The organism is Streptomyces sp. NPDC003327, from assembly GCF_053589515.1.
This window is the reverse complement of the sequence record NZ_JBSFSA010000025.1, coordinates 23,813-37,959: the sequence shown is the minus strand read 5'-3', so window position 1 is coordinate 37,959 and position 14,147 is coordinate 23,813. Positions and strand designations below refer to the sequence as shown.

Genomic DNA, 14,147 nt, shown 5'->3' with positions numbered 1-14,147 from the left:
ACCCATGCCGAGGAAACCCATGCCCGCCTTACGTCTCAAGAAGTACTTCGCCACGAGTCCCCTGGTCGTCCTGAGCATGGTGGCGGCCTCCGTCGCCCTCGTGCCGGTGGCCGCCGCCCCCGGGACCCCGGCGGCCCCCGCGGTCCCCGCCGCGGCGGACGCCCCGACGCCCCGCCTCTTCTCCGCTCCCGCCAAGGAGCTGGGCGCGGACTACGCCGCCTCCCCGGACGCGATCGTCCAGGCCACCGGCGACGCCGACGGCCTGCACGTCCTCGCGGCGCGCGAGAGCGACGGGTTCTCCTTCTACGAGATCGCCCGCCTCAGCCGCAGGGGCCTGTCCGACGTCGGTCCCTGGACCGGTTACGTCTGCACCACCGGATCGGGCAACTACGCCGCCGCCGTCTACGCCCCGTCGGCCTGGTCCAACGAGCCCGGCGCCTACGAGAACGGCGCCTTCGCCGCCCTGATCCGCCTCTCCGACGGCAAGGTCACCGAGATCCCCGACCGGGTGCAGATGGCGTACTTCACGCCCGGCTGCGGAACGGGCGACCAGGTCGCGTTCACCACCAGCTCGGCCACCGACACCTCCGCCGGCGCGACGACGGTGATCTCCGTCGACGCCGCGACCGGAAACGTCTCCTCCCGCAGCGCGGTCGACGGCTACCTCACGCACGTCACGCCCACGCCGGACGGCACCGTCGGCGTACTCGGCGGCCACCTCGTCGACCTGAAGGCCAACGGCAAGAAGCTGTCCGCCCGCAGGCTCGCCGCCGTGCCCGGCCCGATGTTCGCGCTGACCGCCTCCAAGAACGGCGCCGTGGACATCGGCACCGTCGACGGCGAGAAGAGCGTCATCTCCCGCCTCAGCGGCAAGGCCTTCACCGAACTCGGCCGCGCCCCCAAGGGCAAGGTCAAGCTCCTCCCCGTCGCCGACGGCGCCGCCGTCGTCGGCGACGTCACGAACATCGACACGAGCAGGGCCCCGGGCCTCGCCAAGCACGCGGTGGACGGCCGGGTCGCCGGGATCTCCCGCCACGGCCACCTGGTGACCCACTCGGTCTTCTCCGAGCAGATGAAGGGCATCACCTCCCGCATCGGCTCGCCCACGGCAGAGGGCGTCGGCTCGCTCACCGTCAAGGCGACCGCCCTGAAGACCGGCGCGAAGGCCACCACGCGCGTGGACGCCGACCGCAAGCGGCCCGCGCTGCGGTCCTCGGTGCCGATGGGCCCGGCCGCCTTCCCCCTCGCCGACGACGACGATCCGCCGAACTGCGGCGAGGGCGGGCCGGAGTCGCAGTGCCTGTCCGGTCAGGGCGCCGCCGTCTACGGCAAGGTCCACGAGATGGAGACCCCCTGCATCGTCAAGCGCAACGACCCGAAGCGCCAGGCGCTCCAGGCCAGCGCGAACCAGGTCGAATGGGCCGTCGACCAGGCCGTGCACGGGCGGCTGACCGTCTCCCGCCCGCAGAACTGGCACGACACCGGCCTCGGCGCCTACACCCCGCAGGGCCTGTTCCCCAAGCCGGCGCTGACCGGCGGCGGCGAGATCCCCGCCCAGGTCATGCTGGGCATCCTCGCCCAGGAGTCCAACTTCAAGCAGGCGTCCTGGCACTCCATGAACGGTGACTCGGGCAACGTCACCCGGTCCGACTGGTACGGCAACGAGAACGGCATCCACGGCTACCCCAAGCGGTCCAAGGCCGACTGCGGCTACGGCATCGCCCAGGTGACGACCGGCATGTCCGAGGAGCACGACACGCAGCTCGACCCGCTGCGGGCCGGCGCCGTCACCACGGACTACGCGGCGAACATCGCCGCCGGCCTCGGCATCCTGGCCGAGAAGTGGAACCAGCTCAAGGCCCTCGGCATGAACGCCAACGACGGCAACCCGGCCTACATCGAGAACTGGTACATGGCGCTGTGGGGCTACAACTCCGGCGTCTACACCTCGGGTTACGTCGGTGTCGGCTTCTTCAACAACCCGGTCAACCCGCGCTACCCGGCCGACCGGCAGCCGTTCCTGCGCTACAGCTACGACGACGCCTCCCACCCGGGCGACTGGAACTACTCGGAGAAGATCTTCGGCTGGGCCGAGGTCCCGCAGATGACCTGGAACGGCGAGGAGTCGTACTCCGAGCCCAACATGCCGTTCGGCGGCATCAAGGTCCCGCCGCGGACCCTGTTCTGCTCCTCGCTCAACGCGTGCGACCCGGCCGCGGCCGACCCGTGCCCCAGCTGGGACGACCGCTGCCGCTGGAGCGGCTGGGTGAACTGGATGGGCTCGCAGAGCACCGGCAACAGCAGCACCGAGAAGCTCAACTACGCCCTGGGCTCGCCCGAGCCGGAGCTCAAGAGCAAGTACGGTCACGGCCCCTGCATCGACCACCCGAGCGCCTACACCAACGCGATCATCGTGGACAACCTCGGCCAGCACGAGGAGACGTACGACTGCGGGGACTTCGAGGGCGCCGACGACGGCAAGTTCACCCTCCAGGCCGGTGACAACATCACCATGCTGAGGGACGACGGCACCTTCCGCGCGACCCCGTACCTCGCCCCCATCGACGTCCACCAGCTCGGTGCCGGGTACGACCACCACGTGTGGTTCACGCACAACTACGACTACAACGAGCCGTTCCACAAGGTCACCGGCCGCTGGCAGGTCAACCAGGAGAAGCTGCCCTCCGGCGACCAGCCCGGCCAGCGCTACAAGGTCTTCGTCCACCTGCCCAGCCACGGCGCCGAGGCGGTCGTCCGCTACGACTTCATCCCGGGCGACAACACGGCGGGAGCCAAGGCCGACTACTGCAACGTCAACCAGGCCACCCGCAGCGCGGGCCAGGACACCTGGTTCGAGATGGGCACCTTCACCTTCTGGAAGGGCGGCCGGATCGAGGCGGACAACATCCACAAGGGCGGCACCGGAGACGACAACGTCGTGTTCGACGCCATCGCCTTCGTGCCGTACCTCTACGCCGACCCCGGTCCGTGCGCCCTCGTCGACGGTGGCCTGTGATCCGCACGACCCTCCGCGTTCCCGCCGTGCTGATGACGGTCGTCATCGGCACGGCGGGAGCCGTCTCCTGCAGCGCCGACCCCACCGACCGCACCGGCCGGACCGACGGCCCCGCGCGGCCCACGGCCACCGCGGCGCCCCGGACCGGTCCGTCGAAGACGGCCTGGACCCCGCCGCCCGCCGCCGACCTGCCCCGGCGCGCCGTGGCCGACAAGCGGCCCGGCCTCGCCGCGGCCGGCACGATGGCCACCGGATACACGGGGAAGGAATTCCTCACCGGCCTCGCGGAGCGCTGGAAACTGAAACTCGACGAGCCCGTCGAGCAGGAGATGCCCGACGGAAAGAAAAGGACGTACGTCAACGGACGCGGCGGAAACGGAATGACCGTCTCGGCCGGTTATGCCGACCACAAGGACATGTCGTCCCTCGTCTGCAGAACGGGCACGAACCACTCCGCCGCCCTCGCCTTCCTCACCGCCTGCACCGGCCTCGACGTGGCCGGGATCGACCACGCCAAGGTTTCTTCCTGGCTGGAGCGGGCGAAGCGGGAAACCGATTCCCTCTACGCGAAGAAGGTCGCGGAAACGAAGAACGAGAAGGAGTACGTCGTCAGCGGCGCGCTCGCCTCGGGCCCCGTGGTGATGGTCCTGCACCGGGCGTACGACAAGTACTCCCTGCGCATCCTCGGCGACGCGACCTCCTAGCCCCACCCCGCCCCGCACCACCCCGCGCCGCACCACCCGCGGAGCACCGCCCCGCACGCACGAAGGTCCCTGCCGCCACCCGGCAGGGACCTTCGCCACGACGCGCCCGTCAGCAGACCAGTTCGGCGGACTTCTGCTTGTACTCCTGCATCTCGCCGGCCTCGTACCCGGCGTCCTTCAGGCTCTGCATGAGCGCCGCCGTGTCACCGCACAGCCGCGGCCGCTGCTGGTCGAGGTAGGCCTTGACGCCCTCGGCGGTCAGCTCTTCCCAGGTCTCCCTGGTTTCCTGGTTCTTCTCGTGCGCGTAGGAGAACTCGACCCATTCCTTTTCCCGGTCGGTCAGCCCGGAGGTGTCGACGGCCGAGCTGCTTTTTCCCCCGCACGAGGCGGCCAGGAGAGTGCATGCCACGACGAGACAAATGCGCGCTATCTTCACGATGCTCTCTTCTGAGTGGACTCCGGAAGCGCATTCTAGGCAGCGGCTCAGATGTCCCGGAAGATCTCGATCTGCGCACCGACCGAATTCAGCCGCTCCGCCAGGTCCTCGTATCCGCGGTTGATGACGTACACGTTCCGCAGCACCGACGTCCCCTCCGCGGCCATCATCGCCAGCAGCACGACCACGGCCGGGCGCAGCGCCGGCGGGCACATCATCTCGGCGGCGCGCCAGCGGGTGGGGCCCTCGACGAGGACGCGGTGGGGGTCGAGGAGCTGGAGCCGGCCGCCGAGGCGGTTGAGGTCCGCGAGGTAGATCGCGCGGTTGTCGTAGACCCAGTCGTGGATGAGGGTCTTGCCCTGGGCGGTGGCCGCGATCGCCGCGAAGAACGGCACGTTGTCGATGTTCAGGCCGGGGAACGGCATCGGGTGGATCTTGTCGATGGGCGCCTCCAGCTTGGAGGGGCGGACCGTCAGGTCGACCAGCCGCGTGCGGCCGTTGTCGGCGGCGTACTCCGGCGAGCGGTCGTGGTCGAGGCCCATCTCCTCCAGGACCGCGAGCTCGATCTCCATGAACTCGATGGGGACGCGGCGGATCGTCAGCTCTGACTCGGTCACGACCGCGGCGGCGAGCAGGCTCATCGCCTCGACCGGGTCCTCGGAGGGGGAGTAGTCGACGTCCACGTCGATCCGGGGCACGCCGTGCACGGTGAGCGTGGTGGTGCCGACGCCGTCGACCCGTACGCCCAGCGTCTCCAGGAAGAAGCAGAGGTCCTGGACCATGTAGTTGGAGGAGGCGTTGCGGATGACGGTGACGCCGTCGTGGCGGGCCGCGGCGAGCAGCGCGTTCTCGGTGACGGTGTCCCCGCGCTCGGTCAGCACGATCGGGCGGTCGGGGGAGACGGAGCGCTCGACCTGGGCGTGGTAGAGGCCCTCGGTGGCGGTGATCTCGAGCCCGAAGCGGCGCAGCGCGATCATGTGCGGCTCGATCGTGCGCGTACCGAGGTCGCAGCCGCCGGCGTACGGCAGCCGGAAGCGGTCCAGCCGGTGCAGCAGCGGGCCGAAGAACATGATGATGGAGCGGGTGCGGATCGCGGCCTCGGCGTCGATGGACTCCATGTCCAGCTCGGCGGGCGGCACGATCTCCAGGTCGACCCCCTCGTTGATCCAGCGGGTGCGCACGCCGATGGAGTTGAGGACCTCCAGGAGCCGGAAGACCTCCTCGATGCGGGCGACGCGGCGCAGGACGGTGCGGCCCTTGTTGAGCAGGGAGGCGCAGAGCAGCGCGACACAGGCGTTCTTGCTCGTCTTGACGTCGATGGAGCCGGAGAGCCTGCGGCGGCCGACGACCCGCAGGTGCATGGGGCCGGAGTAGCCGAGGGAGACGATCTCGCTGTCCAGGGCCTCGCCGATGCGGGCGATCATCTCAAGGCTGATGTTCTGGTTGCCGCGCTCGATCCGGTTGACTGCGCTCTGGCTGGTGGCCAGCGCCTCGGCGAGCTGCGTCTGCGTCCAGCCACGGTGCTGCCGGGCGTCACGGATGAGCTTGCCGATGCGTACGAGGTAGTCGTCTGTCATGGCGTCACGTTATCTCAGATATGAGATGGACTCGATCATCGGGGTGGGCCGTCAGGGTGACGTGTCGTGGGCGCGGGGGTGCCGCGGTTCGTAGAGCGGCAGTTCGGTGCCGCTCGGCAGGCGCACGGCCGCGAGCATGCCCCACCCCTGGTCGGTGATGGCCCGTGAGATCTCGGCCCCGCGGTCTTCCAGGGTGGTCAGGGTGGCGGCGATGTCGTCGCACATGAGGTAGACCTCGTGCTTCGGTTCGCCCTCGGTGGGGTGCACGGCGATCTCGGCCGGGGGCAGCTCGAAGATGAGCCAGCCCCGCCCCGCGTCGACGTGCTCGAAGCCGATGACGTCCTTGAGGAAGTCGCGGTCGGCCTCGGCGTCCCGGGTGTAGAGGATCACATGCGCGCCGTTGATCATGGTCCGATCATCGGCTCGTCGGAGGGGCTCGGCAATATGTCCGCGTCCGTCCGGGTACGGCCGGGCGCGCCCTCGCGTATCACGGGGTGGCCGGGCATGACCGACGGGCCGGGATGCACTAGAGTTATCTCGACATCGAGATAACTGCTTACGGCGCACTGCGGCCGCCTGCCCGGTAAGGGTGACCTAACTTAGCCTTACCTTAGCGGATCGGCGAGGAGTCGTGGCGGCAGCATGACGGTAGTACGCGCACATTGATGAAGGAGACTGTCGTGTCGGCGAACAGCTTCGACGCCCGCAGCACGCTGCGCGTGGGCGACGAGTCGTACGAGATCTTCCGGCTGGACAAGGTGGAGGGCTCCGCTCGCCTTCCCTACAGCCTGAAGGTCCTCCTGGAGAACCTGCTCCGCACCGAGGACGGCGCGAACATCACCGCCGACCACATCCGGGCCCTCGGCACCTGGGACTCGCAGGCCCAGCCGAGCCAGGAGATCCAGTTCACGCCGGCCCGCGTGATCATGCAGGACTTCACCGGTGTGCCGTGTGTCGTCGACCTCGCCACCATGCGCGAGGCCGTCGCCGCGCTCGGCGGCGACCCGGCGAAGATCAACCCGCTCTCCCCGGCCGAGATGGTCATCGACCACTCCGTCATCGCCGACAAGTTCGGCACCAACGACGCGTTCGCGCAGAACGTCGAGCTGGAGTACGGCCGCAACAAGGAGCGCTACCAGTTCCTGCGCTGGGGCCAGACCGCCTTCGACGACTTCAAGGTCGTCCCGCCGGGCACCGGCATCGTCCACCAGGTGAACATCGAGCACCTGGCCCGCACGGTCATGGTCCGCAACGGCCAGGCCTACCCCGACACCCTCGTCGGCACCGACTCCCACACCACCATGGTCAACGGCCTCGGTGTGCTCGGCTGGGGCGTCGGCGGCATCGAGGCCGAGGCCGCCATGCTCGGCCAGCCGGTCTCCATGCTCATCCCGCGCGTCGTCGGCTTCAAGCTGACCGGCGAGCTGCCCACCGGCACCACCGCCACCGACCTGGTGCTGACCATCACCGAGATGCTGCGCAAGCACGGCGTCGTCGGCAAGATCGTCGAGTTCTACGGTGAGGGCGTCGCCGCGACCTCCCTCGCGAACCGCGCCACCATCGGCAACATGTCGCCGGAGTTCGGCTCCACCGCCGCCATGTTCCCGATCGACGGTGAGACCCTGAACTACCTCAAGCTCACCGGACGCTCCGCGCAGCAGGTCGCGCTCGTCGAGGCGTACGCCAAGGAGCAGGGCCTCTGGCTCGACCCGGCCGCCGAGCCCGACTTCTCCGAGAAGCTGGAGCTCGACCTCTCCACCGTCGTCCCGTCGATCGCCGGCCCGAAGCGCCCGCAGGACCGCATCGTCCTCGCGAACGCCGCCGAGCAGTTCGCCCAGGACGTCCGCAACTACGTCTACTCGGTCGACGAGGCGGGCCAGGAGTCCTTCCCGGCCTCCGACGCCCCGGCCGTCTCCAGCACCGTCCCGTCGAACCCGGTCCAGGTGACCGCCCCCGACGGCACCACCTACACGCTGGACCACGGCGCCGTCACCGTCGCCGCGATCACCTCCTGCACCAACACCTCGAACCCGTACGTGATGGTCGCCGCCGCGCTCGTCGCGAAGAAGGCCGTCGAGAAGGGCCTGACCCGCAAGCCGTGGGTCAAGACCACCCTCGCCCCGGGCTCGAAGGTCGTCACCGACTACTTCGACAAGGCGGGCCTCACCCCGTACCTCGACAAGGTCGGCTTCAACCTCGTCGGCTACGGCTGCACCACCTGCATCGGCAACTCCGGCCCGCTGCCGGAGGAGGTCTCGAAGGCCGTCAACGATCACGACCTGGCCGTGACCTCGGTGCTCTCGGGCAACCGCAACTTCGAGGGGCGCATCAACCCCGACGTCAAGATGAACTACCTGGCCTCCCCGCCGCTGGTCGTCGCGTACGCCCTCGCGGGCTCCATGAAGGTGGACATCACCAAGGACGCGCTCGGCACCGACACCGAGGGCAACCCGGTCTTCCTCAAGGACATCTGGCCCTCGGAGGCCGAGGTCAACGACGTCGTCGCCAGTGCGATCGGCGAGGACATGTTCGCCAAGTCCTACCAGGACGTCTTCGCCGGCGACGCCCAGTGGCAGTCGCTGTCGATCCCGACCGGCAACACCTTCGAGTGGGACCCGGAGTCGACCTACGTCCGCAAGCCCCCGTACTTCGAGGGCATGACGATGGAGACCACCCCGGTCAAGGACATCACGGGCGCCCGCGTGCTCGCGAAGCTCGGCGACTCGGTCACCACCGACCACATCTCCCCGGCCGGTGCCATCAAGGCCGACACCCCGGCCGGCAAGTACCTCACCGAGCACGGTGTGGAGCGTCGTGACTTCAACTCCTACGGCTCGCGCCGGGGCAACCACGAGGTCATGATCCGCGGCACCTTCGCCAACATCCGCCTGCGCAACCAGATCGCGCCGGGCACCGAGGGCGGCTACACCCGCGACTTCACGCAGGAGGGCGGCCCGGTCTCCTTCATCTACGACGCCTCGCAGAACTACCAGGCCGCCGGCACCCCGCTGGTGATCCTGGGCGGCAAGGAGTACGGCTCCGGCTCGTCCCGCGACTGGGCGGCCAAGGGCACGGCCCTCCTCGGCGTCAAGGCCGTCATCACCGAGTCGTACGAGCGCATCCACCGCTCGAACCTCATCGGCATGGGCGTCCTCCCGCTCCAGTTCCCGGCCGGCCAGTCGGCCGACTCGCTGGGCCTGACCGGCGAGGAGACCTTCTCCATCACCGGCATCACCGAGCTGAACGAGGGCACCACCCCCAGCACGGTGAAGGTCACCACCGACACCGGTGTCGAGTTCGACGCGGTCGTCCGCATCGACACCCCCGGTGAGGCGGACTACTACCGCAACGGCGGCATCATGCAGTACGTGCTCCGCAACCTGATCCGCGGCTGACGACCCGGGCAAGCGACAAGGGCCCCGCTCCTCGGAAGAGGAGCGGGGCCCTTTCGCGTCCGTCACACGCCCCGCCGACTGCGGGCGGGAGCGGGCGTCAGAACATCAGGCGGTAGGTGTTCCAGCCGCTGGTGCCGATCTTCACGCGCGGCTTGAACGGGACGGTGCCGTTCGCCGTGCCCTTGTACAGCCACAGCGCACCGGCGCCGTCACGGGCGATGAGGTCCGTGATGCCGTCGATGTCGATGTCGCCGACCTGGACGATCGTGTTGTAGATCTGCCAGCCGCCACCGATCTTGGTGCGGCCGGAGAACGGCGCGTTGTAGTTGCCGGTGCCCTTGTAGAGCCACAGCACGCCGGAGCCGTCGCGCGCGACGATGTCGTCACGGCCGTCGCCGCTCAGGTCGCCCTTGCCGGTGATCTGGTTGTAGATCTGCCAGCCGGTGCCGACCTTGATGCGCGAGGCGACCTTGCCGTTGCCGAAGCCGAGGTACAGCCACAGGGTGCCGTAGCTGTCACGGGCGAGCAGGTCGTCCGCGGCGGCGCCGCCCTGGTTGCCCGCCGAGAACACCTTGTTGTAGATGCTCCAGCCGGTGCCGACGGAGAAGCTCTCGCCGTCGTACGGGTTGTAGCTCAGGCGGCCCGCGGTGACGTCCCAGACGCCGTCCGAACCGTCGCCGGCGGCCGGGTTCTGGTCCACCTGCGTGAGGAACTTCGTGTTGCTCCAGCCGAAGCCGGAGTCCGTGCGGGCGTCGAGGCCGCCCTCGCCGTTCGGCGAGTAGCCCCACAGGTCACCGCGGGAGTCCACGCCGTAGAGCGCGTTGATCTGGGCGTCGGCGGAGGCGGCGGTGGCCGCGAAGGTGCCCGCGGACTGCTGCTGCTTGACGCCGGTGACCGCGCGCTCCTGCGGCGCGTCGGCCGCGACCGCGGCGGTGGTCGTGCCCACCAGGGCGGCGGTGACGGCGGCGACCGTGACACGGGACAGGACGCCCGTGCGGTTCAGGCCAGAAGAGTTGGCCACGTAGTACTCCAGATCCGTAAGGAATGAGGCAGGTCCCGCCCGCTCCCGCACCCGAAGGGCGTAACGCGGCGGGAAGACTATCTTCCAGGATGGTCCTTACGAGATCTTCACCGGGCAACTGGTTTGTGACACAGCTGTTTCGATCACGCCCGAATGTGCCCCCTTTGTCCTTTCGGTCCCCGGCAACGTTGTCAGCAGCGCCGAAGGGCTCCAGTACGGCCGGATCCGACGTGGTGTCAACGGTGTGACCGAGTCGGTGGTTGGACGAAACGCCGCAGATACAGCGTGCTTATCCCGGAGGTCTCAACTCGGGAAAGATGGCTGTCGAAACCTGCTTTCGATCTTGCTCACCGGAAGGGAAGTGGACTATACCTGTCGGCGTCCCGCCAGTCGTACCTCCGACGACGGCCCGACGCCTGCACGACCCAGCTGCAATTGACCGCGGTGGCGGGGCCCTTCGCCTGTGGCGAGTGAGTACGGGCGACCGGTACACCGCCTGAGTCCTGAATGAAGGCGAGGACTTGAGCATGGGATCCACCTCCGCTCACGACAATGAGGGCCTCGGCCGTCGCGACCTGATCAAGCGTTCCGCCGCGATCGGCCTGATCTCGGTACCGACGATGGGCTTCCTCTCGGCCTGTGCGAGCAGCAGCGGCGCCGGCAACGAGAAGGTCGAGAAGGGGACGAAGTCCGACAAGAACCCGCTCGGGGTGAACGAGTCGGCACCGCTCGATTTCGTCCTCTTCGACGGCGGATTCGGACAGCAGTACGCCAAGGACGCGATCAAGGTCTACGAGACGAATTACCCGAAGGCCAAGGTCAAGTTCACCCCCACCCAGAAGATCACCACCGAGCTCCAGCCCCGCTTCAACGGCGGCAACCCGCCGGACCTGATCGACAACTCCGGCGCCGAGCAGATGGACATGGGCGTCCTCGTCGGCCAGAAGCAGCTCGCCGACCTCACCGCGCTCCTCGACGCGCCCTCCCTCGACGACCCGGCCAAGAAGGTCCGCGACACCCTGCGGCCCGGCATCGTCGAGATGGGCCAGTTCGACGGCGCCCCGGTCTGGATCCTCTACTACGCGTACACCGTCTACGGCGTCTGGTACTCCCAGAAGCTGCTCGACTCGCTCGACGCGAAGTACCCCGAGACCTGGGACGAGATGCTGGCCGTCTGCGAGAAGGCCAAGAAGAAGGGCATCGCCGGCTGGACGTACGCGGGCAAGCACCCGTACTACGTCCCCTTCTCGCTCTACCCGATGATCGGCAAGGTCGGCGGCCGCGAGGTCCTGGACGCCATCGACAACCTGGAGCCGAAGGCCTGGGAGCACCCGGCGGTCAAGGCCTGCTTCGAGGCCTACTACGAGCTGGTCCGCAAGGGCTACATCCTCAAGGGCACCCCCGGCCTCGACCACATCCAGTCGCAGACCGCCTGGACCGAGAACAAGGCGCTGTTCATCCCGAACGGCTCCTGGGTCGAGAACGAGGCGGCCAAGACCATGCCGGCCGACTTCAACCTGGCCGTCTCCGCCCCGACCGGCCTCGACGCCTCCGACAAGATGCCCTTCGGCACCATCTGGGCCTCCGGCGGCGAGCCCTTCATCGTGCCCGCGAAGGCGAAGAACGTCGAGGGCGGCATGGAGCAGCTGCGCATCATGCTCAGCGAGGCCTCGTCCAAGAACTTCACGCAGTCCGTGAAGTCCCTGACCGCCTTCAACGGCGGCACCGACGGCATCGAGCTGACCCCGGGCCTGAAGTCCGGCGTCGCCGCCCTGGAGAAGGCCGGCCAGAACGTCGTCAACCCGCGCCTGCAGGACTGGTACGTCGCCCTGCAGAAGGAGAAGATCGGTGTGGCCGGCATCGGCGAGATGATGGCCGGCCGAGCGACCCCGGCCGAGACGATCAAGAAGATCCAGAAGTTCGCCGACGAGGCCGCCAAGGACTCGAGCATCAAGCACTACAAGCACCAGTGAGCAGTGCCGGGGCCCCTTCCCGCCGACCGGGAGCGGGCCCCGGGCCCTTCGCGCGCGGCACCGGCGGCGCGCCTCCGCGGGAAGATCGGGGTCGGTAGGAATGCAACACGGCAAGTACCGTTTCATCGTGGGGTTCCTGGCGGTCCCCCTCGCGCTCTACGCGCTGTTCGTCATCTGGCCGTTCGTCCAGTCCATCTACTACTCGTTCACGGACTGGACGGGACTCAGCCCCGAATTCGGGATGGTCGGCTTCGACAACTACAGCAGAATGCTGGACGACGAGATCTTCTGGAAATCGCTCCAGCACAGTCTGACCTTCGCCGTGGTCCTGCCGCTGGTGACCGTCGGCCTCGCGCTCTTCTTCGCGTTCATGCTCAATGTCGGTGGCCGGCGCCGCAGGGGAGCGGCCGTCGCGGGAGTGCGCGGATCGTCCTTCTACAAGATCGTGTACTTCTTCCCGCAGGTGCTGTCGATCGCGATCGTCGCGCTGCTCTTCCAGTTCGCGTACAACCCGAACAGCGGAGCCATCAATTCCGCGCTGAAGCTGGTGGGTCTCGGGAGCATTCAGCCCGATTGGCTGGGCGACCCGGATCTCGCCCTCATCTGCGTGATGGTGGTCCTCGTCTGGTCCACGGTCGGATTCTTCGTCGTCCTCTTCTCGGCCGGCATGGCGTCGATTCCGAAGGACTTCTACGAGGCCGCCCTGCTCGACGGCGCCAACCGCTTCACCACCTTCTTCAAGATCACCCTGCCGCTGCTCTGGGACACCGTGCAGTCCGGCTGGATCTACATGGGCATCCTCGCGCTCGGCGCGGAGTCCTTCGCCGTCGTGCAGATCATGACCGTCGGCCCCAACGGCGGCGGGCCCGACTACTCCACCATCGTCATGCCGCTGTACGTGTACCAGAAGGCATTCCGGGACGGTCAGGCCGCCTACGCAACGACCATCGGTGTCGCGCTCCTCGTCGTCACGCTGGCCTTCGCGGCGGTCGTGATGAAGGTGGGCCGGCGCGAGCGGCTGGAGTTCTGATGAAGACGACCGACACGGCCGCCACCGGCCTCGACAAGACCCCCGGCACCCCGGCCGGCGCGGACCCCGCGCCCCCGAGGTCCGCGACCGCCGTCCCGCGCGGGAAGTCCGAGGGGGAGGGCAAGGTCCTCAACGTCTTCTCGCACGGCGTGCTGGTCATCTGGGCGATCATGGTCGTCATGCCGCTGCTCTGGGCGGTCATGACCTCCTTCAAGACCGACAAGGCGATCTTCACCTCGCCGTGGTCGCTGCCCGACACGCTGCACTTCGAGAACTGGTCGCGCGCCTGGACCGAGGCGCACATGGGCGACTACTTCCTGAACACGATCGTGGTGGTCGGCGGCTCGCTCATCGGCACGCTGCTCTTCGGCTCCATGGCCGCGTACGTGCTGGCCCGCTTCGACTTCCCCGGGAACCGCTTCATCTACTTCCTCTTCATCGGAGGAATGAGCTTCCCGATCATCCTGGCGCTCGTGCCGCTCTTCTACGTGATGCAGAACCTGGCCCTGCTCAACACGCCGCACGGCCTGATCCTCGTCTACATCGCGTACTCGCTGCCCTTCACCGTCTTCTTCCTCACGGCCTTCTTCCGCACCCTGCCGTCCTCGGTGGCGGAGGCGGCCTTCGTGGACGGCGCCTCGCACACCCGGACCTTCTTCCAGGTGATGCTGCCGATGGCGAAGCCGGGTCTGATCAGCGTCGGCATCTTCAACTTCCTGGGCCAGTGGAACCAGTACCTGCTGCCGACCGTGCTCAACACGGAGCAGGACCAGAAGGTGCTCTCGCAGGGTCTCGTCCAGCTCGCCGTGAGCCAGGGCTACAAGGGCGACTGGTCCGGCCTCTTCGCCGGCCTGGTCATGGCCATGCTCCCGGTCCTCGCCGCGTACGTCATCTTCCAGCGGCAGGTGGTCGCCGGCCTCACCGCCGGCGCCGTGAAGTAGCCCCTCCCGCACCTCCCCGAAGGCCCCCTGCGCCCCCGCGCCGGGGGCCTTCCG

Annotated in this window: 10 protein-coding genes; 6 read left to right on the top strand and 4 right to left on the bottom strand. The window is 68.4% G+C overall.

What is annotated here, in order from left to right:
* Positions 1 to 19: 19 nt before the first annotated feature.
* Positions 20 to 3,016, top strand: a complete 2,997-nt coding sequence (locus tag ACWDVG_RS19775; protein WP_451700565.1) for a hypothetical protein — start codon at positions 20 to 22, stop codon at positions 3,014 to 3,016.
* Complete coding sequence (locus ACWDVG_RS19770) at positions 3,013 to 3,720, top strand: hypothetical protein (protein WP_451700564.1); 708 nt, start codon at positions 3,013 to 3,015, stop codon at positions 3,718 to 3,720. Before ACWDVG_RS19775 ends, ACWDVG_RS19770 begins: the two co-directional genes overlap by 4 nt.
* A 109-nt stretch (positions 3,721 to 3,829) precedes the next feature.
* Here the strand turns inward: ACWDVG_RS19770 and ACWDVG_RS19765 are convergent, their stop codons facing one another.
* The 3 genes from ACWDVG_RS19765 to ACWDVG_RS19755 form a co-directional block, all read right to left on the bottom strand.
* Positions 3,830 to 4,129, bottom strand: a complete 300-nt coding sequence (locus ACWDVG_RS19765; protein WP_451700563.1) for a hypothetical protein — start codon at positions 4,127 to 4,129, stop codon at positions 3,830 to 3,832.
* Between the two features lie 74 nt (positions 4,130 to 4,203).
* The gene (locus tag ACWDVG_RS19760; protein WP_451700562.1) at positions 4,204 to 5,733 is read right to left on the bottom strand and encodes a helix-turn-helix domain-containing protein; all 1,530 of its coding nucleotides are present in this window, start codon (positions 5,731 to 5,733) and stop codon (positions 4,204 to 4,206) included.
* Between the two features lie 51 nt (positions 5,734 to 5,784).
* Positions 5,785 to 6,141, bottom strand: a complete 357-nt coding sequence (locus ACWDVG_RS19755) for a VOC family protein (protein WP_451700561.1) — start codon at positions 6,139 to 6,141, stop codon at positions 5,785 to 5,787.
* 272 nt (positions 6,142 to 6,413) lie between these two features.
* On the opposite strand from ACWDVG_RS19755, the gene acnA reads away from it, so the two are divergent.
* Positions 6,414 to 9,128, top strand: a complete 2,715-nt coding sequence (acnA, locus tag ACWDVG_RS19750; RefSeq protein ID WP_451700560.1) for an aconitate hydratase AcnA — start codon at positions 6,414 to 6,416, stop codon at positions 9,126 to 9,128.
* Positions 9,129 to 9,225: 97 nt separating this feature from the next.
* Here the strand turns inward: acnA and ACWDVG_RS19745 are convergent, their stop codons facing one another.
* The gene (locus ACWDVG_RS19745; RefSeq protein WP_451700559.1) at positions 9,226 to 10,149 is read right to left on the bottom strand and encodes an FG-GAP repeat domain-containing protein; all 924 of its coding nucleotides are present in this window, start codon (positions 10,147 to 10,149) and stop codon (positions 9,226 to 9,228) included.
* A gap of 527 nt (positions 10,150 to 10,676) precedes the next feature.
* Between ACWDVG_RS19745 and ngcE the strand changes: the two genes are divergently transcribed.
* The 3 genes from ngcE (at position 10,677) to ACWDVG_RS19730 (ending at position 14,093) form a co-directional block, all read left to right on the top strand.
* Positions 10,677 to 12,122, top strand: coding sequence for an N-acetylglucosamine/diacetylchitobiose ABC transporter substrate-binding protein (gene ngcE / locus ACWDVG_RS19740; protein ID WP_451700558.1), 1,446 nt, complete (start codon positions 10,677 to 10,679; stop codon positions 12,120 to 12,122).
* Positions 12,123 to 12,222: 100 nt separating this feature from the next.
* A complete protein-coding gene (locus ACWDVG_RS19735) occupies positions 12,223 to 13,152 on the top strand; it encodes a carbohydrate ABC transporter permease (RefSeq protein WP_451700557.1) in 930 nt (309 codons plus the stop codon).
* Positions 13,152 to 14,093 carry a carbohydrate ABC transporter permease gene (locus tag ACWDVG_RS19730; protein ID WP_451700556.1) on the top strand — a complete coding sequence of 314 codons (942 nt, stop codon included), beginning with the start codon at positions 13,152 to 13,154 and terminating at the stop codon, positions 14,091 to 14,093. The genes ACWDVG_RS19735 and ACWDVG_RS19730 overlap by 1 nt, the downstream gene beginning before the upstream one ends.
* The last annotated feature ends 54 nt before the right edge of the window (positions 14,094 to 14,147 follow it).